The sequence below is a fragment of the Streptosporangium sp. NPDC006013 genome, from assembly GCF_040614275.1.
Classification (GTDB): Bacteria; Actinomycetota; Actinomycetes; order Streptosporangiales; family Streptosporangiaceae; genus Streptosporangium.
In genome coordinates this window covers 1-22,870 of sequence record NZ_JBEXUE010000127.1, presented here as the reverse complement: position 1 = coordinate 22,870, position 22,870 = coordinate 1, and the positions used below count along the sequence as shown (strand labels likewise).

Sequence of the window (22,870 nt, the reverse complement as noted above, 5' to 3'; positions counted from 1 at the left end):
AGCGGCCCGCACCCGGCCCGCCTGCGCTCGATGTTGACGAGCCTGACGACCTCGCGCTCCATCGCGCCGAGGGCGCCGCGCGGGCTCGTCGCCCTTGGCGCGGGGCTTGGGACGGCTCTCCTGCCTCCTGGCACCGCCGGGCTTCTCCCCTGCGGAGCCTGCCGCCTTCTGGGAGATCCCCGCCTCGGGCGAGGCCACCCGGGCGAGGCGGCCGAGGCGGCCGGCGAGAAGGGCCGCGGTGGGACGCTTGGCCGGCTCACGGTGCAGGGCCGCGCGGATCAGGGGCAGCAGGGCTGCCGGGACACCCTCAAGATCGGCCTGACCGTTGAGGATCGCGTACATCTGCGCCTCGACCGTGCCCCTGCCGAAGGTGGGCCTGCCGGTCGCGGCGAAGGCCACGGTGGCCGCCCAGGCGTGCACGTCCGCGGGCTCGCCCACGGGCTCGTCGGCGAACAGCTCGGGGGCGGCGTAACCGGGGGTGCCGAGGAAGGTGCCGGTCAGGGTGAGTCTGGTGGCGTCCAGGACGTGGGCGATGCCGAAGTCGATGAGGACGGGCTCGTCGTCCTCGTTGACCAGCACGTTGGCGGGTTTGAGGTCACGGTGCACGACCCCGGCCGCGTGGATGATCGACAAAGCGGTGGCCAGCCCCTGTGCGAGGGTGAGCAGGCCGCCTTCCAGGGGACCGCCGCGCCGCACCCGCTCCAGGAGGGTCTCTCCCTCGATGTGCTCCATGACCAGGTAGGGCCGATCACCGTTGAGGTCGGCGTCGACGACGCGGGCCACGTAGGGGCTCTCGACCCTGCGAAGGGCACGGACCTCCCGCTCCAGACGCACCCGGGCCTCGGAGTCGGTGTCGACCATGTCGTGGAGGACCTTGAGCGCGACGTTGTCACCACGGCGGCCGACGGCGAGGTAGACCTCGCCCATGCCTCCCCGGCCGAGACGCTCCAGCAACGTGTAAGGACCGACCCGCCCGAGACGACCCATGTGACCTCCTGCGTCGGCCACATGGGTCAGGGACCGCTGCGCCTATCGGGTCGCTCGCTCCCGCTCGCTTCCCTGCTGTCCAGCCGTAGGAGACCACACCATAGCGGGCGAGTGTGACGTTTTCCCGATGGCACGCCGGACTCCCGGAAAGATCGGCATGGCGGGACGCGCGCCTCCTCGTGCGCCTCGTCAGGATCGGGTCAGGCCACGGGCGGAGCGTCTCAGGGCCGGCGCGCGGGCTTGCGGACCGGGTCTTCCAGCAGGCTGTCGAGCTTCGCGGTGGGTTCCGCCGACAGGTCGCGGCGCCGGGTGCGGCGCCAGTTGACGTGCCCGCGGCTCTCCATGAGCAGCAGTAGCCGGTCCGCACCAAAAACGACAAAAGCTATGAAGAGGAATGCAACGACGATTTCCATGAAGTCCAGTCAAACCATAAGCGACCGTGATCACACGGAGCGACACACCATAACGCTCAGTGACGATCAAAGTCACCGAACGAGATCCCCGATGAACCTCCGGAGTGCCGACTACACCGTAGACCCCGGAGCGCCTGGCAGCGCGGTGATCCGGGAACCCCGATGGATCACCCCCGTACCGTGCGGCTCGCGGAACGTTCCCGACGCCCTTGGTCCTCGGCGTCGGGAACGCTCCGCGGCCCGCGCCCCTACCTCAGGCGGGCTTCGGCCGAGGCGAGGACCGTACCCTCGCTGGTGCGCAGGTGGCCCTCGCCGGTGTAGACCCACTTGGTCGAGGTCAGCTCCGGCAGGCCCATGGGGCCGCGCGCGTGCAGCTTCTGGGTGGAGATGCCGATCTCCGCGCCGAAGCCGAACTCCGCGCCGTCGGTGAACCGGGTCGAGGCGTTGACCGCCACGGCCGCGGAGTCGACCAGGGCGACGAACCTGCGGGAGGCGCTGACCGAGCGCGTGACGATCGCGTCGGTGTGGGCTGAGCCGTACTTCCTGATGTGCGCGACCGCGTCCTCCAGCGAGTCGACCACGGCGGCCGCGATGTCCAGCGAGAGGTACTCCATCCGGAAGTCCTCCTCATCGGCGGGCACCACGTCACCGTACGCCGCGACGCGGGCGTCACCGTGCACCGTGACGCCCTCCGCCGCCAGCGCGGCCAGTGCGCGCGGCACGAAGGTGTCCGCCACGGCCGCGTGCACCAGGAGCGTCTCCGCGGAGTTGCAGACCGAGGGGCGCTGGACCTTGGCGTTGATCAGGATCTGGATCGCCAGGTCGAGGTCGGCGTCGGCGTCGACGTAGACGTGGCAGTTGCCCACGCCGGTCTCGATCACCGGGACCGTGGACTCCTCCACCACCGAATTGATCAGCGAGGCCCCGCCGCGCGGGATCAGCACGTCGACCAGGCCGCGGGCCCGCATGAGCTGCTTGACCGAGTCGCGGGTCAGCCCGGGAACCAGCTGGACGGCCCCTGCGGGCACCTCGGTGCCCGCCAGCGCCTCCTGCATGATCCTGACGAGAACCGTGTTGGACTCGTACGCGCTGGAGGAGCCGCGCAGCAGGGTGGCGTTGCCGCTCTTGAGGCAGAGCGCCGCGGCGTCCACGGTCACGTTGGGCCGGCCCTCGTAGATGATGCCGATCACCCCGAGCGGGACCCGGAGCTGGCGCAACTCCAGTCCGTTGGGCAGCGTGTTGCCCCGGATCACCTCACCCACCGGGTCGGGAAGGTCGGCGACCTGACGGACCGCCTCGGCGATCGCCTCGATCCTGGCCTCGTCGAGGCTGAGACGATCGATCATGTATTCGGAGGTCCCGCTCTCCCTGGCCTTCTCGACGTCGAGCGCGTTGGCCGCGACGATCTCGGCGGACCCGGCCACGAGCGCGTCCGCGACCACCCGGAGCGCGGCGTCCTTCGGCGCCCTCGGCAGCGGGGCCAGCTCGGCGGCGGCCTCTTTAGCCGCCAGGGCTACCTTCAGGAAGTCCTCGGACATCTCGCGCTCCAAAAAGAACTAGTGGTGGGATTCCAGTATGACGATGTCGTCACGGTGGATGAGCTCTCGTTCGTACTCGGGTCCCAAGGTGGCCGCCAGTTCCCTGGTGGAACGGCCGAGCAGGCCGGGGATCTCCCCCGCGTCGAAGTTGACCAGGCCGCGCGCGACCACCTGGCCGAGCGGCTCGCACAGATCCACCGGGTCGCCCGCCGCGAAGTCGCCCTCGACCGCCGTGACCCCCGCGGGAAGCAGTGACTTGCGGCGGCTCACCACCGCCTCGACGGCGCCGGAGTCCAGGTGGAGCCGGCCTCGGCCGGTGGTGGCGTGGGCCAGCCAGAGCAGGCGGGTGCCCGGGTGGCGGCCCTCCGGGTGGAAGTAGGTGCCGACATCGGTTCCCGCGAGGGCCTGGGCCGCGTGCGCGGCGGCGGTCAGCACCACGGGAACACCCGCCCCTGTGGCGATCTTGGCGGCCTGAACCTTGGTGATCATGCCGCCGGTGCCGACCGCGCCGCCCTTGCCGAGCTCGACCCCGACGAGGTCGGAGGGCCCGCGCACCTCGGTGAGCCGGCGGGCGCCGGGGCGGCGGGGGTCGCCGTCGTAGAGGGCGTCCACATCCGACAGCAGCACCAGCGCGTCGGCCCTGGTCAGGTGTGCGACCAGGGCGGCGAGGCGGTCGTTGTCGCCGAACCGGATCTCGTCGGTGGCCACGGTGTCGTTCTCGTTGACCACTGGGACGATGCCCAGCTCCAGCAGGCGTGCCAGCGTGCGCTCGGCGTTGACGTGGTGCGAGCGGCGCATCATGTCGTCGGCGGTCAGCAGCACCTGGCCGACCCGCAGGCCGTACCTGGCGAAGGAGGAGGTGTAGCGGGCCACCAGCACGCCCTGGCCGACCGAGGCCGCGGCCTGCTGGGTGGCGAGGTCGCGTGGCCTGGCCGCCAGGCCCAGCGGGCCGAGGCCCGCCGCGATCGCGCCCGAGGAGACCAGCACGATCTGGGTGCCGGACTTCCGCCGGGCGCCGAGCACGTCGACCAGGGCGTCCACCCGGTCGACGTCGATCATTCCCTGCGGAGTGGTGAGCGAGGACGAACCCACCTTCACGACGAGGCGTGAGGCCTTACGGATCCGTTCGCGCGCAGAGTCCACGACACGCACCTTTCAAAAATGATCACTGGAAGAACAGCGGGAAGCGTACTAACCGAGCCGGTTGTCCGACCCGCGCGGCCCCTGGTGCACGGCCTCGGCGTTGAGCGTCGGCTGCCAGTCGAAGATGTAGCCGTTCTCCATGGAACCGATGATCACTTCGGCCCCGGCCTTCGCCCCGGCCTTGGTCAGCTCCTCCTCGACACCGAGCCGCTCCAGCCGGTCGGCCAGATAGCCCACGGCCTCGTCGTTGGTGAAGTCGGTCTGGCGGATCCACCGCTCCGGCTTGGCCCCGGTGACCTGGAAGGTGTCCTCGTCGATCCGGCGGACGGCGAATCCGGTGTCACCGTGCTGCTTGGGCCTGATGACCAGTCGGGTCGGCTCCGGGACGGGGGCGGCGGCCCTGGCCGCGGCGACCATCTCCCCCATGGCGTAGGTCAGTTCCTTGAGCCCCTCGTGGGTGGCCGCGGAGATCGAGAAGACCCGCAGCCCCCGCTCCTCGAGCATCGGCCCGACGATGTCGGCCAGGTCGCGGGCGTCGGGCACGTCGGACTTGTTGAGCACCGCCAGGCGCGGCCGGTCCTCCAGCTTGCCGTACGCCGCGAGCTCGGCCTCGATCGCCTCGTAGTCGCTGATGGGATCGCGGCCCGGCTCCATCGTGGCGCAGTCGATCACGTGCACCAGCGTGTTGCAGCGCTCGACATGGCGCAGGAACTCGTGCCCCAGGCCCTTTCCCTGTGAGGCGCCGGGGATCAGGCCGGGGACGTCCGCGACCGTGAAGACGGTCGCGCCCGCGGTGACCACCCCGAGGTTGGGGACCAGCGTGGTGAACGGGTAGTCGGCGATCTTCGGCCGGGCCGCGGAGAGGGCCGCGATGAGGGAGGACTTGCCCGCGCTGGGGAAGCCGACCAGCGCCACGTCGGCGACGCTCTTCATCTCCAGCATCACGTCGAGCTCGTCGCCGGGCTCGCCGAGCAGCGCGAACCCGGGGGCCTTGCGCTTGGCGCTGGCCAGTGCGGCGTTGCCGAGCCCGCCGTGCCCGCCCTCGGCGATCACATAGCGGGTGCCCGCGCCGACCAGGTCGATGAGGACCTCACCGGTGTCGGCGTCCTTGACCACGGTGCCGTCCGGCACCGGGATGACGATGTCGGGACCGTTGGCACCGTCGCGGTTGGAGCCCTGTCCCTGCTTGCCGTTGTCGGCCTTGCGGTGCGGGCGGCGGTGGTACTCCAGGAGCGTCGCCGTGTTGGCGTCCACCTCCAGGATCACGTCGCCGCCGCGGCCGCCGTTGCCCCCGTCCGGGCCCCCCAGCGGCTTGAACTTCTCCCGATGGACAGAGGCGCAGCCGTTTCCCCCGTCACCGGCCTTGATGTGCAGGACCACCTGGTCCACAAAGTCCGGCATCTCTACTTTCCTACCTCTATCTACGGGAACTTCTGCGGAAAACGCGAACAGGGGTGGACCGCCGAATGCGATCCACCCCTGCCCTCAACGTCTGTCGGTGCGAATCTACTCCGCGACCGGAACGATGCTCACCGCGCGGCGCCCGCGCTTGACACCGAACAGAACGTGGCCTGCGGCCAGCGCGAACAGCGTGTCGTCACTGCCACGGCCGACGTTGTCGCCGGGGTGGAAGTGGGTGCCACGCTGACGAACGATGATCTCGCCGGCGTTGACCAGCTGACCGCCGAAGCGCTTCACACCGAGCCGCTGGGCGTTGGAGTCGCGGCCGTTCCGAGTGGACGACGCGCCCTTCTTGTGTGCCATCTCGCAAAACTCCCGAAACTCAGGCCTGGTCGATGCCGGTGATCTTCACCTGGGTGTACCGCTGGCGGTGACCCTGGCGCTTCTTGTACCCCGACTTGTTCTTGTACTTCAGAATCCGGATCTTCGGACCCTTGGTCTCACCGAGAATCTCGGCGGCAACCGTGAACTTGCCCGCCTCGGTGGTCACGTCGCCGTCGTTGACGACGAGGACCGTCGGCAGCGAAACCGTGGAACCGACCTCGCCGGCGACCTTGTCCACTTCAAGGACGTCACCGACGGAGACCTTCTGCTGCCTGCCGCCGCAACGAACGATCGCGTACACCGCGGAACCCTTCTTCTGACTGCTTGCTCGCTGGATGCTGCGCCCCGCATCCGGCTGTGGTCATTGATGACGTACCGGGTAGGCGCGCGAACAGGGCGCGCCATGAGCGCACCGGTTCACCAGAATACCGGATTGACGGTGTCCTGGTCGAACCGGGCGGAACGTCGGGGGTGCCGACCTCAGGTCCTGCTCCTTGGATCTTCTGCCTGCATTGGTCACCCGGACGGGGCCTCGCGACGGTTCCGTCACCCATAGCACGCTATGAGCTCCTCTTCCGCCCTACGAGACACCGTCCGACAGACCCACGCCACGGCAAAATCTGCGGGACAGGACCTACTCGGCCGACCTGGCCTTGCGGGAGCGTCTCCGCCCCCGGCCAGAAGCCTGTGCTGCCTGACCGTCCTCGTTCTGGACTCCATCAAGCGCATCGGTCACCGTATCACGACCCGACTGGTCACCGGCCGCCACAGCGTGGCTACCGTCCTTGCCGAGCTTCTCCGCGACGGCCTTCTCGACCGCCATCTTGCCCTGCGTACCACGCGGCTCCGGCTTGCCCTCGACCGGCTCGGTCGAGACGTGCAGGCCGCGGCCGTTGCAGCACTCACAGACCGTGGAGAACGCCTCCAGGAGCCCCTGACCGACCCGCTTACGCGTCATCTGGACCAGACCCAGGGAGGTGACCTCGGCGACCTGGTGCTTGGTACGGTCGCGGGCCAGGCACTCCAGCAGCCGCCTCAGCACCAGGTCCCGGTTGTTCTCCAGCACCATGTCGATGAAGTCGATGACGATGATGCCGCCGATGTCGCGCAGCCTGAGCTGGCGGACGATCTCCTCGGCCGCCTCCAGGTTGTTGCGGGTGACGGTCTCCTCAAGGTTGCCGCCCTGGCCGGTGAACTTGCCGGTGTTGACGTCGACCACGGTCATGGCCTCGGTCCGGTCGATCACCAGCGAGCCACCGCTGGGCAGCCAGACCTTGCGCTCCATCGCCTTGGCGATCTGCTCGTCGATCCGGTAGGCGGCGAAGACGTCGCCGTCCTCCTCCCACCTGCTGAGGCGGTCGGCCAGGTGCGGGGCGACGTAACGGACGTACTCGTCGACCGTCTCCCACACCTCGTCTCCCGCGACGACCAGCGAGGAGAAGTCCTCGTTGAACACGTCCCTGACCACCCGGACCGTCAGGTCCGGCTCGGAGGAGAGCAGCTCCGGCGCGCTGGCCGACTTGGCCTTGCGCTGGATGTTCTCCCACTGCGCCGACAGCCTGGCCACGTCGCGGCTCAGCTCGTCCTCCGACGCGCCTTCGGCGGCCGTGCGGACGATGACCCCGGCGTTCTCCGGCATGACCTTCTTGAGGATGCTCTTGAGGCGGGTGCGCTCCTTGTCGGGGAGCTTGCGGCTGATCCCGGTCATAGAGCCGTCGGGCACGTAGACCAGGTAGCGCCCGGGCAGGCTGATCTGGCTCGTCAGGCGGGCGCCCTTGTGCCCCATCGGGTCCTTGGTGACCTGTACCAGCACCGACTGGCCCGACTTCAGCGCCACCTCGATCCGCTTGGGCTGTCCCTCCAGCCCGGCGGTGTCGAAGTTCACCTCTCCGGCGTACAGCACCGCGTTACGGCCCTTGCCGATGTCGACGAACGCGGCCTCCATGCTCGGCAGGACGTTCTGCACCTTGCCGAGATAGACGTTGCCCACGTACGACTGGCTCGCCTCGCGATTGACGTAGTGCTCGACGAGGACCCCGTCCTCCAGCACCGCGATCTGGGTGCGCCCGCCGGTACGGCGGACCACCATCATGCGCTCGACGGACTCCCTGCGGGCCAGGAACTCCGACTCGGTGATGATCGGCGGACGCCTGCGGCCAAGCTCGCGACCCTCGCGGCGGCGCTGCTTCTTGGCCTCCAGGCGGGTCGAGCCTCGCACGCTCTGCACCTCGTCCACCGAGGTGCTGCGCCCGGCGCGGGGCGCGCGGATGCGCACCACGGTGTTCGGCGGGTCGTCGTGAACCTCTCCCGCCTCGTCGGTGCCCCTGCGCCGCCTGCGGCGCCGCCGGCGCGAGCTGCCGCTCTCCGAGTCCTCGTCCTGCTCGGCCTCGGGCCTGTCCTCTTCGTCCTGCTCGGCCTCGGTCTCCTCGCTCTCGTCGAGGTCCCGCGTCTTGCCACGGCCCCGGCCACCCCTGCGGCGCCGACGCCGGCGGCCACCGGCGTCCTCGTCTCCGTCCGTGTCCTCGTCCTCGGGCTCCTCGGCGATCTCGGCCTTCGCCTCGACGGGCTCGGGCTCCGGCTGCGGCGCGGGAGGCTGGACCGGCGCGGGCCGGGCGGCGGGCTGCGCGGCCCGCTGCGAGTCGGGGGCCTGGAACAGCGGCTGGAACACCGCCGCGGGTGCCTGGAAGGTCACCGAGGGCACCTCGGAACGTTCTTGGGCGACCAGCCCGAAGGGGTCGGCGAACAGCCCCGGCCGCCTTTCCTCGACGGCCTCCTCGACGAGGTCCTCACCCGCGGGCTCGTCATCGAGCGGTTCGTCGACGGGCAGCTCGAGCAGCAGCTCCGCCTCGACCTCCTCCGCCCCGGCCGTGGGCACCTCGCCGGTGACCTCCTCGGCCGCGACCGGCTCCTCCCGCACGACTGCCTTCTTGCGCGTACGGGTGCGCTTGGCAGGGGCGGCGGGCTCCTCCCGCGGCGCGGGCTCGGCGGCGGGCTCCTGAACGGCGGCGGCCGCCGTCTCGACAGGCTCGGCGACCGGTTCGGCCACCTTCTTCGCACGACTACGCCGCGTGGTGGTGGCGGTGCCGTCCGTCGCGACGGTCTTGCGCCTGGTGGCGCGCTTGGGCGCAGCCTCCTTCACCTCTGCCGCCTCTGCGGGCTCTGCCGCCTCCGCGGGCTCCACAGCGGGCCCGGACGCACCGGCCGCCGACGGTTCCGGCGAGATGCCGGACGCCGCCCGGGGTGCGGGTGCCGTCACGACCTCGGGAGCCGAATCCGGCTCCTCCGGCGGAGGCCCTGCGGGTCGGCTCGCGGCCCTGCGCCGGGGCGCCGGTGGCCGCGTCTCTTCTGTTGTCGTGTCCCCACCGAGGCTGTTGACCCCGGCGTTGGGCTCGTTGTCGAGCATGCGGGCGCTCTCCCGTTCAGCTCCCGGGCACGTCTCCGCGCCGCGCGGGAGCTCTCGTCTCTCACTGTCCGCCAGGCTCATAGCCCGGCGCCAAGTCCTATATGTCGCCGCCGACGTGCCTGCCCACCGGTTCCGCTTCGCCGCCGCGCGTAATGTCGCGGTCCAGGCCGAACGGATCAGCGGGCTCACCGGTGCGAACGTCCAGCGGGCCCTGCGCCAGCCTGGTCACCTCGGGGGGCACCGGCGGCGCGAAGTCAGCCACAAGACGCAGTCCAGTGAGAACGTCGTCGGGTCGAACGGCAGGAGTTGCGTGCCGTACAACCATGCGAAGTATGACACATGGCCGACTGGACGCCTGACCTGCTGTTGTCCCTTTGCCCTCAAATGCCGCGAGGCTCAGCACCGCCTCCCGCGCGTCGAAACGTCGCATCCCCTTCTTGGTAAGGCGTTCGACCTCGACGTGATCGGTGGCGACGAATCTCTCAACCGCGACACCGGCGAGGGCGAGATCGGCTCCGGGCAGCCGCAGTTCCCACGCCGAGCACTCCATCTGGTCGGCCAGACTCGCGGGGCCGGCCTCCACGACGTCAAGCACGTCGAGACCGGGAGGCAACGAGGCGTCCAGAGCGGCTCGCAGCCGCTCCGGGTCACACTCGCGCGTCACGCTGATCTCGAGGTACTCGGCCTCGCTGGCGACCCCGGTGGGTGCGGCCCCTCCCACGTAGGAGATCTTCGGGTGGGGCGAGAAGCCCGCGCTGAACGCCACCGGGACGTCGGCTCGCCGGACCGCGCGTTCAAGCGCCCGGGAGATGTCGCGGTGGCTGGTGAAGCGCAGGCGGCCGCGCTTGGCGTAGCGCACACGGAGCCGCTGCACCACTGGCGCGGGCGGCGGCCCGTCGGGAGCGGGTTTCAGAGTGGTGTCGTCCTTCCAAAGTCGTGGTCGTCGTCTCTTGGGTGGGCGGCGCTCACGCACCGCCTACCTCAGACAACCGTCAGTGGCAGCAGCTTCTTCCCGGTGGGCCCGACCTGGATCTCCGTCCCCATCGTGGGGCAGACGCCGCAGTCGTAGCACGGGGTCCATCGGCAGTCTTCGACCTCGACGTCGTTGACCGCGTCCTGCCAGTCCTGCCAGAGCCATTCGCGGTCGAGACCGGCATCGAGATGGTCCCAGGGCAGGACCTCGTTCTCCTCGCGCTCGCGCGTGGTGTACCAGTCGACGTCGACGCCGACCTTGGCCGCGGCGTCCATCCAGCGCTGATAGGAGAAGTGCTCGCTCCAGCCGTCGAACCGGCCGCCGTCCGCCCACACCGCGCGGATGACCTCCCCGACCCGGCGGTCGCCCCGCGACAGCAGGCCCTCCACGATCGAGGGCTTGCCGTCGTGATAGCGCAGGCCGATGGCCCGGCCGTACTCCCTGTCACCGCGCAGGGCCTCCTTCAGCGCCCTGAGCCTGCGATCGACCGTCTCGTGGTCGGCCTGGCCGGCCCACTGGAACGGGGTGTGCGGCTTGGGAACGAAGCCACCGATGGAGACCGTGCAGCGGACGTCGCGCGACCCGGTGGCCTCTCGACCGGCCTTGATGACCTTCTTGGCCAGGTCGGCGATGCCCTCGACGTCGACGTCCTCCTCGGTGGGCAGGCCGCACATGAAGTAGAGCTTCACCTGCCGCCAGCCCTGGGTGTACGCGGTGGTGACGGTCCTGATCAGGTCTTCCTCGGTGACCATCTTGTTGATCACCTTGCGCATCCGCTCGGAGCCGCCCTCGGGGGCGAACGTCAGACCGGAGCGTCGGCCGTTGCGGGAGAACTCGTTAGCCAGGTCGATGTTGAACGCGTCGACCCGGGTCGAGGGCAGCGAGAGCGAGGTGTTGGTGCCCTCGTAACGATCCGCCAGTCCCTTGGCGACCTCACCGATCTCGGAGTGGTCGGCCGAGGAGAGCGACAGCAGGCCGACCTCGTTGAAACCTGACGCCTTCACGCCCGCCTCGACCATGTCGCCGATCGTGGTGATCGAGCGCTCACGCACCGGACGGGTGATCATGCCGGCCTGGCAGAACCGGCAACCTCGGGTGCAGCCGCGGAAGATCTCCACACTGAACCGCTCGTGCACGGTCTCGGCCAGCGGGACCAGCGGCTTCTTCGGGTACGGCCACTCGTCCAGATCCATGACCGTGTGCTTGTGGATCCGCCACGGCACACCCGACCTGTTGGGTGCGACGCGCTGGATACGGCCGTCGGGGTGGTAGTCGACGTCGTAGAACTTCGGCACGTAGACCCCGCCGGACTCGGCCAGCCGCATCAGCAGCCCGTCGCGCCCGCCGGGCGAGCCCTCGGCCTTCCACTCGCGGATGACCTCGGTGATCGCGATGGCGATCTGCTCCCCGTCGCCCAGCACGGCGGCGTCGAGGAAGTCGGCGATCGGCTCGGGATTGAACGCCGCGTGACCGCCGGCCAGGACGATCGGATCATCGTCGCCCCGCTCCGACGCCTCCAGCGGGATGCCCGCCAGATCCAGCGCGGTCAGCATGTTGGTGTAGCCGAGCTCGGTCGAGAAAGAGAGACCGAACACGTCGAACGCCCGTACCGGACGGTGCCCGTCGACCGTGAACTGAGGTACGCCCTCGACACGCATGAGCGCCTCCAGGTCGGGCCAGACCGCGTAGGTCCGCTCGGCCAGTGTCTCCGGCAGCTCGTTGAGGATCTCGTAGAGAATCTGGACGCCCTGGTTGGGCAGACCGACCTCGTAGGCGTCCGGATACATCAACGCCCAGCGAACCGTGGTCTCGTCCCAATCCTTGACGGTCGAGTTGAGCTCACCTCCGACGTACTGGATCGGCTTCTGCACTCTGGGCAGGAGCGCTTCCAGGCGGGGAAACAGCGACTCGACAGACATGCCATCAAGAATATCCGCCTGGAGAGAGTGCCATAGGCAGTCACCCATGCCGGTGCTAGAAAGACTGCCGGCGCATGTGAATCGCCTGAAGCATCCCAAAAGCGATCATGTTGGCGAAGGTGGCGGTACCGCCGTAGGAGACGAACGGCAGGGGAAGACCGGTGATCGGCATGATCCCGACCGTCATCCCGATGTTGACGAACGACTGGAAGGCCAGCCAGCACACGATCGACCCGGCCGCCAGCGTGCCGAACCGGTCCTCGCACTCCCGGGCGATCCGCACCCCCCGCAGCAGGATCACCCCGAGCAGCGCCACCACGGTGACCGAACCGAGGAAGCCGAACTCCTCCCCCGCCACCGTGAAGATGAAGTCGGTGTGCTGCTCGGGTACGAAGCGGCCGGTGGTCTGACCGCCCCCGAACAGCCCCTTGCCGAACACCTCTCCCGACCCGATCGCGATCAACGACTGGGTGCTGTTGTAGCCGACCCCGCGCGGATCGCTGGCCGGGTTGAGGAACGCGGTGAACCGAGCGATCTGGTAGGGCTCCAGGATGTCGAGGAACCACACGGCCGCCCCCGCGCCGAGCACGCCGAGGGTGAGCCCGCCGATCCAGCGCTTGCGGGCGCCGGCCACGACGATCGCACCCGCCGTGATCACCCCGATGACCATCGTGGTTCCCAGGTCGGGCTGGAGCATCACCAACCCCATGGTGAAGGTGGCCACCACCAGCGCGATCACGACGTCGAAGCTCCTCGGCCGGTCGGTGCCGCGGGCGGGCTGGGCCAGCAGCATGGCGAGCATCAACACCAGGCCTAGCTTGGCGAACTCCGAGGGCTGGAACGCGAAACCACCACCCAGCATGATCCACGAGTGTGCGCCGTTCACGGTGCTGCCGAGGGGTGTGATCACCAGAAGCAGCCCGATCAGCGTCACGCCGTACACCAGCGGCGCGAAGGTTCTCAGCGTCCGGTGGTCCAGCATCGCGGCCGTACCGGCCAGCACGGCTCCGATGACGAGGTTGAGGATGTGCTTCTTGACCAGTCCCGTGGAGCCGGCCGCCCATGTCCTGGTCGAAGACCAGACCAGCATCGTGCCGATCACCCCCAGGGCGGTTACGGCGACCAGCATCACCCCGTCCATCCGGCCCACCGCGGCGGCCGCCGCCACCGTCCTGCCGGCCAGGGACGCCCTCGGCGGCGCGGCCGCCACCCGGTTCACGCCGCTCTCCTGGCGGACGTCACCGCCGACGCCGTCACGGACCTCACCGCGGACATCACCGCGGACGGTGTCACCGATGCCACAGCGGACCTCATCGCGCCACCGTCCCGTCTTTCGCGATCACCGGAAGCGCTCTTACCGGGCGCCCGCCCGGCAGGATCGGGGAGGCCGGCTTGCCGTCGGGCTTGAACCCGAAGATGCCCTCGTAGATCTTCCGCACCGCCGGAGCCGCGGTCTGGGCGCCCATCCCGCCCTGGGACACCATGGCGACGATCACGAACTGCGGCTTGTCCGTCGGGGCGAACGAGGCGAACCACGACGTGTCGGCCTTGCCGTAGACCTCGGCGGTGCCGGTCTTTCCGCCGACCTTGACCTTGTTCATGGGAAACCCGACAAAGGCCCCGGCCGCGGTGCCGTCGGAGGCGACCTCGCTCAGCGCCCCCTTGATGTAGGCCCGCTCCCGTGGTGAGAGCGGCAGCCTGCCCACCACCGGCACCTCGATCTCCTTGACCTTGGTGCCGTCGGGACGCACCAGCGCCCAGCCCAGCCGGGGGCTGCGCAGCCTGCCGTCCCCGACCAGCGCCGCGTAGGCCGCCGCCAGCTGCAGCGGCGTCACCAGCACGTCGCCCTGCCCGATGGAGAAGTTGGCGGCGTCACCGGGCCGCCACTGGTACCCCTCCAGGCAGTTCTCGTACGCCAACCGCTTGAGGAAGGCGGCCCTGCTGGGGCTGCTCCTGGCCACCTCCGGGTAGCCGGTCCTGGCCCGCTTGCAGTTGGTGTCCTTGGTCACCGACCAGAGCGTCTTCTTCCACGCCCGGTCAGGAATCCGGCCCGCCGACTCACCCGGCAGGTCGATGCCGGTGGGTCGGCCGAAACCGTAGGCGCGCGCCATGGCCGCCATCGGTTCCTTGGTCCTCCCCTTGGGATTGAGCCCGCCGTCGCGTAGCCACTGCTCGTAGGCCGCCCGGTAGAAGATCGTGTCGCAGGACTTCACCAGCGCCATGTGCAGGGTGAGCGTTCCCAGCCCGATACCCCGGAAGTTGTTGAACGGCCGGTCGCCCACCATGAAGGACCCCGGGCAGTCGTACTGGCCGTGCAGCGGGTAGCCGTCCTTGAGCATCGCCGCCACCGACGACACCTTGAACGTCGAACCAGGCGCGAACTCGCCCTTGATGGCCCGGGAGACCAACGGCTTGCCCGCCTTGCCGGACAGCAGGCGCTGGTACTGCGCCTCGGAGATTCCCCCGGTCCAGATCGCCGGATCGTACGTCGGCGCGCTGGCCAGAGCGACGACCCTGCTCGTCTTCACATCCAGCACCACCGCCGCCGCGCCGTCCGCCGTGGGCGCGCCCTTCATCGCCTCGGCCAATGCCTTCTCCGCCGTGGCCTGCACCTTGGAGTCGATGCTGGTGATGAGCGTGTCGCCCGGCACCGGAGGCACGTGCTGCTCCACCCCGATGACCTTGCCAAGCCGGTCGACCTGCACCCGCCGCATCCCCGGCGTCCCGCGCAGCGACACGTCGTAGACCGACTCCAGGCCGTCCCTGCCCACCAGGTCGACCCCGGAGAACGCCGCCCTGAGCCCGTCGCGCCTGTTCAGCTCCTCCTGCGTGATCGGCTGCAGGTAGCCGAGCGCCTGCGCCCCCGCGCTCCGGCTCGGATACTCCCGTACCGCCTGCACCTCGGCCGTGACCCCGGGGAACTCCTCCTGCCGTTCCAGGATCTGCAGGGCCTCGCGCGTGGTGACATCCGCGTCGATGGGGATCGGCTGGTACGGAGAGCCCGGCCAGCAGGGACGGGTGACCCCCGGCCCGCATGCCCTGATGCGCTCCCGTAGCTCGGCGGGGCGACGGCCGAGCACGGCGGCCAGCTTCTCGAGCACCTCCTTGCCGTTGCCCTCCATCCGGTTCAGGCGGGTGCGGTCGACCGAGACCACCAGCGTGGTCCGGTTTCGGACCAGCGGACGGCCCGTCGAGTCAAGGATCTGCCCGCGTACCGCGGGAACGACGACATCGCGCGTGCGCGTCTCGGTGGCGGCCACCACGTACTCCGGACCGCGCACCACCTGCACCTGCCAGAGCCGGACAGCGAGCAACGCCAGCATCGACACCACCAGCAACTGCACCACGACCAGCCGCCCCCGCATCAGGCCCATGCTCGCTCCTCCTCACCGCCGCTCACGTGTCCCCCAGCACGAGGTGCCTCACAAGCGGCTCCGCATGACGTATCCGAGCACCTGGACGGGGCGCGGCTCCGGCCCGCAGACGAGCCTTCGCACCACCCACACCACCGGCGACGCGGCAAGCAGGTTGTAGAGCACCGCCTGCGGCAGCGTGGTCGTGAGCATGGACACGCCGGTCCGTGGGTCTCCCAGCAGGGCGCCGGTCGCCACCGCGATCACCGGACCGGCGACCGCGCAGGCCAGCGCCGCGAGCGGCCCCGCCCCCGGATGGCTCTCCACCGCGCGCCCCGCGATGAAGCCGACGAGGCAGAGCACCAGCGCGTGGTGCCCGAACAGGTGCGCGGCCGGTGGCAGCACATCGCTGAGAAGCCCGGCGGCGAAACCCATGGCCGCCCCCGCCGCCGCCCCGCGGGCCAGCGCGTACCCCACCACGGCGAGCAGCACCAGATCCGGCGCGGCCTGCCCCGGCAGCGGCAGCCTGTTGACGACGGTCACCTGGAAAATCATGATTCCCAGGAGCAGCGCCACGAAGATCGCGTTGCGCCCCATCCCGTCAGACCCCCTCTCGCTGGAAGCGGGGAGGCGCCGCCTTTCGCGGGCCGGAGGGGAGCACCGCGTCACGCGGGTCCCGGCGCGGCGCCTGCACCACCACGCCGACCACGTCCAGCGCGGTGAGGTCGGCGTACGGCCGCGCGTACGCGATACGGGTCAGCTCACCCGGCGTGGCCTCCACCCGCTCCACCACCCCGATCGGCACCCCCGCCACGTACGGCGCGCCGCGCTGGGAACCGAAACTCACGATGCGGTGGCCGGGGATGATGGGCGCGGTCGAGTCGAGCAGCCGGAAGCGGACCAGGCGGCCGTTCTCCCCCACCCCGTGCACCACCCCGATCTCGTTGCTTCCCTCCAGCCGGGCACCGGCCGCCGAGGCGGGGTCGCTGAGCAGGACCACGGTCGAGGTGGACGCGCCCACGTGGATCACCCTGCCGACCAGGCCGTCGGCGTTCAGCACCGTCATCTCGGTGCGCACCCCATCGGCGCGCCCCACGTCGAGCTCGACGGCCTCCTCGAACCCGGGAGTCCCACGCCGAGCGATCACCTGGGTGGGCAGGATCTTGTATCCGCCGGTGCCCGAGACCCCGAGCAGCTTGCGCAGCTCCTCCGAACGCCCCCGGTCGAGGCTCTGCGCCACCAGGTCCCGCTTGAGCCGCTGGTTCTCCGCGAGCAACTCCTCGATGCGTCCACGCGCGGTAGGAGCCTCGGTCATCGTCTCGAAGAACTCGCCGACCGGCCGCACGATCCCCGACCCCACACTCTCCGCGGTGCCGAACAACGTCGTGCCGACCATGCGGAGCGGCCCGAACGGGGACTGCGCGGCCGAACGGTGGTCGATGGTCACGAGCACGAGCGCGGCGGCCAGCAGCAGCCCCAGGTTGACCCGTGCCCGGCGGGTGTCCTTCATCAGTGCCGCGGCTCGGGAACCAGGACCTGCTGCAGTGCGTCGAAGTCCTCGACGCACTTGCCAGTGCCCAGCGCCACGGAGTCGAGGGCGTTGTCGACGAGGTGGATCGGCATTCCGGTCTCGGCCTTCAGCCGCTCGTCCATGCCCTTGAGGAGCGCCCCGCCTCCGGTGAGGGCGATCCCCCGGTCCATGAGGTCTCCGGAGAGCTCCGGCGGGCACTTGTCAAGTGTGGTCTTGACCGCGTCGACGATCACGTTGAGCGGTTCCTCGATGGCCTTGCGGATCTCGGCCGCCGACACCACGATCGTCTTCGGCAGGCCGCTGACCAGGTCACGTCCCCTGATCTCGGCATGGCTCTCCTCCGGGAGCATGCAGGCGGAGCCGATGGCCATCTTGATCTCCTCGGAGGTGCGCTCGCCGAGCATCAGCGAGTACTCCTTCTTCGCGAAGGCGATGATCGCCTGATCGAGCTCGTCACCGCCCACCCTGATCGACTGGCTGGTGACCACACCGCCCATCGAGATGATCGCCACCTCGGTGGTGCCGCCGCCTATGTCGACCACCATGTTGCCGGTGGGCTCGTGCACGGGGAGCCCGGCGCCGATCGCGGCGGCCATGGGCTCCTCGACGATGTAGACCCTGCGGGCGCCCGCCTGGTATCCGGCCTCCTTGACCGCCCGCTGCTCGACCCCGGTGATCCCGCTCGGCACGGCGATGATGATGCGCGGCTTGGCGAAATGGCGGCGCTTGTGCACCCGCTGGATGAAGTAGCGCAGCATGCGCTCGGTGACGTCGAAGTCGGCGATGACACCGTCCTTGAGCGGACGGATGGCGATGATGTTGCTCGGAGTGCGGCCTATCATCCGCTTGGCCTCGATACCAACGGCCACGATCTTCCCAGTGATGCTGTTGATCGCTACGACGGACGGCTCGTTGAGCACGATTCCGCGCCCTCTGACGTACACGAGGGTGTTCGCGGTGCCGAGGTCGACTGCCATGTCACGGCCCAAAAAAGCAAGATTGCTGCCCATGAGGAAGGCCGGCCTCCTTCCGTCAGGTCGTCGGCGAAAACTACGGAACGCACTCGAATCGTAACGTGACGCACCCACCCTTGAGCGCAATGAGCTGGCCTACCGCAGCAAAATCTTGGGTTAGCCAAATAGGTCGGGCCCCGCCGTCCAGAAGGACGGCGGGGCCCGACAAACACGATAAAAGCGGGCGCCTAGAAGCGATCCGGGAAGAAGATCTTGATCTCCCTTGCGGCGGACTCGGGGGAGTCCGAGCCGTGGACGACGTTCTCGCCGATCTCCAGAGCGTGGTCACCGCGGATGGTGCCGGGAGCGGACTTGACCGGGTCGGTCAGGCCGGCGAGGGAGCGGAAGGCCTCGATGGCGCGCGGCCCCTCCAGCACCAGCGCGACCAGCGGACCGGAGGTGATGAACTCCACCAGCTCACCGAAGAACGGCCGCTCGGAGTGCTCGGCGTAGTGCGTCTTGGCGGTGTCGACGTCCAGGGTGCGCAGCTCCAGCGCCACGACCTTCAGGCCCTTGCGCTCGACACGGGCGATCACGTCGCCGATGAGACCACGCGCCACACCGTCGGGCTTGATCAGGACAAGGGTGCGCTCGGACACTGAGGTTCTCCTTCGAACACGTATGGGTCGCTGACTGCGGTAATCGCGCGAAGTTTACCGCCCTTCGCGCGCTTTCCCGTGGTCGGCGAAGTCACTGGAGGGCCGGACCGTTCCCCGGGCCATCCTCCGGAGAGGGCGCGGGCGGTGGCACCACCACCGGCGGTGCGACCACCTTCTCCGGCTCCGGCTCCGGCTCCGCGTCGGGGTCCCGCTCTGGAACGCGGTCCGGCTCGTGCCGGGGCCTGGACCTGTTGCCCTTACCCGCCCCGGCACCTCCTCCCGCCGCGGCGACGGACCCGTGCACCGGCCCGGCCTCCGGCTTCGAGCGGGCCGGCGTGTGGGAACCGGTCATCGCCTCGGAGCGTGGCCGCACCACCGTGGGCCCTGACTGTCCTCGCATGACGCCTCCCTGCCGTACCCCGCCGGCGGGATCGACCTCCCCCGCGGGAGAGGGCACCAGCCCGGAGGTGGGGCCCGCCACGGGCGAGGTGTCCGCCGTACCGGCATCCGGCAGGCTCTCCGGACTTCCAGGACGCCCCGGCAGGAGACGGGCCAGTACGGCAGCGAGCACGATCACCACGAGCACCAGGCCACCCCCGATCAGTGCCCACAGGTGCAGAGCGTCCACGAACCCGTCGACCAGCGCCTGCGGGGTCTTGGCCTCCCGCAACTGGGCGACCTGGACACCGCTGCCCAGCAGGAATCCGGCCAGCACCGCGGGGAAGAACAGCGACAGCGCCAGGAGCGCGGACTCCTCGGCACAGGAGCGCAGCGCGCCGGTGAGGGCCACCGAGGCACCACCCGCGAGCAGCGTGAACGGAAGGATCAGCGCGAGCCCGCCCGGAGCGGGAAGGAACAGCCGTACCGCACACAGGCCCCCGACCACCACCACCAGTCCACCGGCGGTGACCATGGGCATGGCCGTGGTGCCCAGCCGGTTCGTCAGCGCGGCGGCCAGGAGGGCCACCACGGTGGCGATCGCGAAGGCCGACCACAGGCCGGACAGACCCGGACCGCCCAGCCCGCCGAGTTCGACGTAGGTGACCTGGGCCGCGGTGGGCAGGACAACGACGCCGACCGCGACCATCGCGTAGGCCGGCGCGCGGCCGGCGGCCCCCCGTGAGGCCCCCGAGGAGGCCAGGGCGAGCAGCACGACGACGGACACCAGGGCCGCGCGGATCACGAGACCCGCCGACCAGTCGAACGTGCTGCCCAGGGCGAGGGCCGCGACGCCCGCGGCGGGCACGACCGCCCACAGCGTGCGCCCGCGTGCCACGACGACCGCGCCCGGACCGGCGGCGCTCTCCCCGTCCTTCAGCCACAACACGAGGTAGAGCGCGGCCAGCACGAGCGCTACCCCGGTGAGCATCGGGTACGGCTGCAGGGTGACGCGCCAGGAGTCGACCTGGTCGAGGGGCCAGAGCGCGAGCGCCTGTGCGGCCAGGAGGCTCGCCGCCAGCGCGGCCGCCCACAGCGCCCGCAGGAACGGTGAGCGCCCCCAGACGGCCATCAGGGTGGCGGGGACCAGCAGGCCCGCACCGACACCGTGCAGGACCCGCAGGACCCCCACCAGCACCGTGGACCCTGCATAGCCGCCGGCGGCGTCCGCGAAGGCGAGCAGGGTCAGCCCCGCGACCACCATCGGGGCCGCCCGCACCCGGCGTACGAGCACCGCGGCCACCGGCATGGTCAGGACCATCGCGGGGAGCGCCAGCCCATGCGCCCTGATCATCGCTATCTGTGAGACTTCCGGTGGCAGGAGGGCGGCGACCACCGAGATGGTGTTGGGGATGGCGACGATCGCCAACGGCAGCACTACTGCGACGAGCAGTCCGAGGACGACGTCGAGCATCAACGAGACACGGAGTGCGCGCACCAGGCCCGTGGGCCCGGCGCCCACTGCCCGAGTCGGCTGAATGGGAGGGACGGCCATGTTGGCCGACTTTAGCGAGAAGTCACGCCCTCGACACGGCGAGCGACGAATATCGCTGTGATCCACAGCGCGGCGAAGATCACTCCGAGGAAGAACATGGTCGGGACCATGAAGCCGGCGGCGATGGCGAGCACCTGGACCAGGCTTCCCGCGACGTAGGCGAAAGGCCGCTTGAGCAGGCCGATGACCAGCACGCAGAGGAGCGCCAGACCCAGCCCGACGGTGGCCGCGATGGCCGGCTCGACGCCCTGGGTGTTGATGGCCACCGGCGTGAACAGCCCGACGACTATGGCCTCCATGCCGAGCACGCTGGCGCAGAGGCGCCTCATGCCCGGAGTGACCGTGATCATTTCTCTCTCCTCCTCAGTCGCCCGGCCGGCGGCCGTCGGCACTCACCGCTCACTGCGTCTCGTCTGCCTTGAGCAGGAGCCGCGCGTCGCCGGCGGTGACCACGGAACCTGTGATCAACACCCCGGCACCGCTGAACTCTCCCAGAGCGTCGACCATGCCGATCGCCCTGTCGATCGCACTGTCCAGCCGCTCGACCTGGTGCACCCGGTCAAGACCGAAGATCTCCTCGGCCAGCGCGGCGAGATCGTCCACGTCCATGGACCTTGGCGAGGAGTTCCTGGTCACCACGATCTCGTCCATCATCGGTTCCAGCAGCTCCAGGATGCCCTCGACGTCCTTGTCCTCGAACACCGCCAGCACTCCGATGAGCTTCGCGAAGTCGAAGGACTCGTGCACGGCGTCCAGAGTGGCTCGTATCCCCGCCGGGTTGTGCGCGGCGTCGACGACGACCGTGGGGCCCCGGCGCACCACCTCCAGCCTGCCGGGCGAGCGCACCCCCAGGAACGCCTGCCGCACCAGCTCGGCGTCGAGAGGCTCGTCCCCGCCGGTCAGCGCCTCGACCGCGGCCAGGGCGCAGGCGGCGTTGCCGGCCTGGTGAGCGCCGTACAGGGGGAGCAGGATGTCGTCATAGGTACCCTTGAGACCCTTGAGCCGGAGCAGTTGCCCACCGATGGCGAGCTCCCGGCCCAGCACTCCGAACTCCAGTCCCTCGCGTGCCACGGTGGCGCCCGCCTCGGCCGCCTGCCGCATCAGCACCGCGGCTGCGGGAAGCTCCTGCTGCGCGAGCACGGCGATCGCCCCGGCCTTGATGATGCCGGCCTTCTCCCCCGCGATCGTCTCGACGTCGGGCCCGAGGTATTCGACATGGTCGAGGGAGATGGGCGTGATGACCGCCACAGCGCCGTCCGCGACGTTGGTGGCGTCGGTGATGCCGCCCATTCCCGTCTCGATGACCGCGACGTCCACGGGGGCGTCGGCGAACGCCGCGAACGCCATCGCGGTGAGTGTCTCGAAGAAGGAGAGCCGTCGCCCTTGAGCGTCGACCATCTCCAGGTAGGGCGCGATGTCCTCGTAGACCTCGACGAAGCGCTCCTCACTCAGTGGGGCACCGTCCACGCTGATGCGCTCGCGCATGGAGACGAGATGCGGGCTGGTGAACCGGCCGACACGCAGATTGCGCTCACGCAGCAGCGCCTCGATCATCCGGGTCGTGCTCGACTTACCGTTCGTACCGGCCACGTGCACGACGGGATAGGAGTGCTGCGGGGAACCGAGCAGGTCCATAAGCGCGGCGATCCTGTCGAGACTGGGCTCGAAGTTCCACTCGACTCCACGCTGCATGATCGCTTGTTCAACCGCTCGATAGTCCACGTCTCCAGCCTACTGACGTCCCGGTCAGCTTCCGGACACGAGTACCCCCAACGCAAAAAAGGGCCTCACCACCCGGTGGGGCACTTTCCCATCGCGAGATACGAAAACAGAAAGGCTCCCACCGGCCGCCAGACCTCTCCCGGAAAGCCCAAGGAACACCGGCCGACGGCCCGGATTCCAGAGCAAGAACTCCCACCGGCCGGCGGGAGCCCCGGCCTTTCGGAACCCTTCCCGGAAAGCACGAAGGCCCCCACCAAAAGGTGAGGGCCCTCAATGAAAGATTGTCCGGCGGCGACCTACTCTCCCACACCGTCCCCGGTGCAGTACCATCGGCGCTGAAGAGCTTAACTTCCGGGTTCGGAATGTAACCGGGTGTTTCCCCTTCGCCATAACCGCCGTAACACTATGAAACACACAAACACCGTTTGCTGTCTCAGAATTGCCTAGTGGACGCGAGCAAGAATTGCTTTGTGGTCAAGTCCTCGGCCTATTAGTACTGGTCAGCTCCACACATTACTGCGCTTCCACTTCCAGCCTATCAACCCGGTCGTCTACCGG

Annotated in this window: 19 protein-coding genes and 2 rRNA genes; all 21 read right to left on the bottom strand. The window is 69.6% G+C overall.

Annotation, left to right across the window (positions count from 1 at the left end):
* A partial coding sequence (locus tag ABZ260_RS20825) for a protein kinase (RefSeq protein ID WP_355619959.1) occupies positions 1-987 on the bottom strand: 987 nt, incomplete at its 3' end.
* Positions 988-1,208: 221 nt separating this feature from the next.
* Positions 1,209-1,400 carry a hypothetical protein gene (locus ABZ260_RS20820; protein WP_355619956.1) on the bottom strand — a complete coding sequence of 64 codons (192 nt, stop codon included), beginning with the start codon at positions 1,398-1,400 and terminating at the stop codon, positions 1,209-1,211.
* Between the two features lie 248 nt (positions 1,401-1,648).
* Positions 1,649-2,938 carry a glutamate-5-semialdehyde dehydrogenase gene (locus tag ABZ260_RS20815; protein WP_350961697.1) on the bottom strand — a complete coding sequence of 430 codons (1,290 nt, stop codon included), beginning with the start codon at positions 2,936-2,938 and terminating at the stop codon, positions 1,649-1,651.
* A gap of 18 nt (positions 2,939-2,956) precedes the next feature.
* A complete protein-coding gene (gene proB, locus ABZ260_RS20810; protein ID WP_355619953.1) occupies positions 2,957-4,081 on the bottom strand; it encodes a glutamate 5-kinase in 1,125 nt (374 codons plus the stop codon).
* A 48-nt stretch (positions 4,082-4,129) separates the two neighbouring features.
* Positions 4,130-5,482, bottom strand: a complete 1,353-nt coding sequence (gene obgE / locus ABZ260_RS20805) for a GTPase ObgE (protein ID WP_350928847.1) — start codon at positions 5,480-5,482, stop codon at positions 4,130-4,132.
* Positions 5,483-5,587: 105 nt separating this feature from the next.
* The gene (gene rpmA / locus ABZ260_RS20800) at positions 5,588-5,845 is read right to left on the bottom strand and encodes a 50S ribosomal protein L27 (RefSeq protein ID WP_030924780.1); all 258 of its coding nucleotides are present in this window, start codon (positions 5,843-5,845) and stop codon (positions 5,588-5,590) included.
* Positions 5,846-5,864: 19 nt separating this feature from the next.
* Positions 5,865-6,167: a 50S ribosomal protein L21 gene (rplU, locus tag ABZ260_RS20795; protein WP_030924785.1), complete on the bottom strand. Its 303-nt coding sequence runs from the start codon at positions 6,165-6,167 to the stop codon at positions 5,865-5,867.
* A gap of 333 nt (positions 6,168-6,500) precedes the next feature.
* Positions 6,501-9,269, bottom strand: coding sequence for an Rne/Rng family ribonuclease (locus ABZ260_RS20790; protein ID WP_355619949.1), 2,769 nt, complete (start codon positions 9,267-9,269; stop codon positions 6,501-6,503).
* A gap of 97 nt (positions 9,270-9,366) precedes the next feature.
* Positions 9,367-10,146 (bottom strand): TIGR03936 family radical SAM-associated protein, encoded by a 780-nt coding sequence (locus ABZ260_RS20785; protein ID WP_355619946.1) that lies wholly within the window; start codon positions 10,144-10,146, stop codon positions 9,367-9,369.
* Between the two features lie 104 nt (positions 10,147-10,250).
* Positions 10,251-12,161, bottom strand: a complete 1,911-nt coding sequence (locus ABZ260_RS20780; protein WP_355619943.1) for a TIGR03960 family B12-binding radical SAM protein — start codon at positions 12,159-12,161, stop codon at positions 10,251-10,253.
* Between the two features lie 55 nt (positions 12,162-12,216).
* Positions 12,217-13,380, bottom strand: coding sequence for a rod shape-determining protein RodA (gene rodA, locus ABZ260_RS20775; RefSeq protein WP_355619940.1), 1,164 nt, complete (start codon positions 13,378-13,380; stop codon positions 12,217-12,219).
* A 91-nt stretch (positions 13,381-13,471) separates the two neighbouring features.
* Entirely contained in the window at positions 13,472-15,535 is a 2,064-nt protein-coding gene (gene mrdA / locus ABZ260_RS20770; RefSeq protein ID WP_355619937.1) for a penicillin-binding protein 2, read from the bottom strand.
* Positions 15,536-15,583: 48 nt separating this feature from the next.
* A complete protein-coding gene (gene mreD / locus ABZ260_RS20765) occupies positions 15,584-16,111 on the bottom strand; it encodes a rod shape-determining protein MreD (protein WP_355562595.1) in 528 nt (175 codons plus the stop codon).
* 4 nt (positions 16,112-16,115) lie between these two features.
* A complete protein-coding gene (mreC, locus tag ABZ260_RS20760; protein ID WP_355619934.1) occupies positions 16,116-17,024 on the bottom strand; it encodes a rod shape-determining protein MreC in 909 nt (302 codons plus the stop codon).
* Entirely contained in the window at positions 17,024-18,055 is a 1,032-nt protein-coding gene (locus ABZ260_RS20755; protein WP_030924806.1) for a rod shape-determining protein, read from the bottom strand. The genes mreC and ABZ260_RS20755 overlap by 1 nt, the downstream gene beginning before the upstream one ends.
* Positions 18,056-18,246: 191 nt before the next feature.
* Positions 18,247-18,657 (bottom strand): nucleoside-diphosphate kinase, encoded by a 411-nt coding sequence (gene ndk, locus ABZ260_RS20750; RefSeq protein ID WP_030924808.1) that lies wholly within the window; start codon positions 18,655-18,657, stop codon positions 18,247-18,249.
* 91 nt (positions 18,658-18,748) lie between these two features.
* Positions 18,749-20,590 carry a hypothetical protein gene (locus ABZ260_RS20745; protein ID WP_355619930.1) on the bottom strand — a complete coding sequence of 614 codons (1,842 nt, stop codon included), beginning with the start codon at positions 20,588-20,590 and terminating at the stop codon, positions 18,749-18,751.
* A gap of 11 nt (positions 20,591-20,601) precedes the next feature.
* Positions 20,602-20,940 (bottom strand): DUF4233 domain-containing protein, encoded by a 339-nt coding sequence (locus ABZ260_RS20740; RefSeq protein ID WP_355619927.1) that lies wholly within the window; start codon positions 20,938-20,940, stop codon positions 20,602-20,604.
* Positions 20,941-20,989: 49 nt separating this feature from the next.
* A complete protein-coding gene (locus ABZ260_RS20735) occupies positions 20,990-22,282 on the bottom strand; it encodes a folylpolyglutamate synthase/dihydrofolate synthase family protein (protein WP_355619924.1) in 1,293 nt (430 codons plus the stop codon).
* Positions 22,283-22,595: 313 nt separating this feature from the next.
* Positions 22,596-22,712: ribosomal RNA gene (gene rrf, locus ABZ260_RS20730) — 5S ribosomal RNA — on the bottom strand.
* A gap of 70 nt (positions 22,713-22,782) precedes the next feature.
* Positions 22,783-22,870, bottom strand: a 23S ribosomal RNA gene (locus ABZ260_RS20725); the annotation flags it as partial.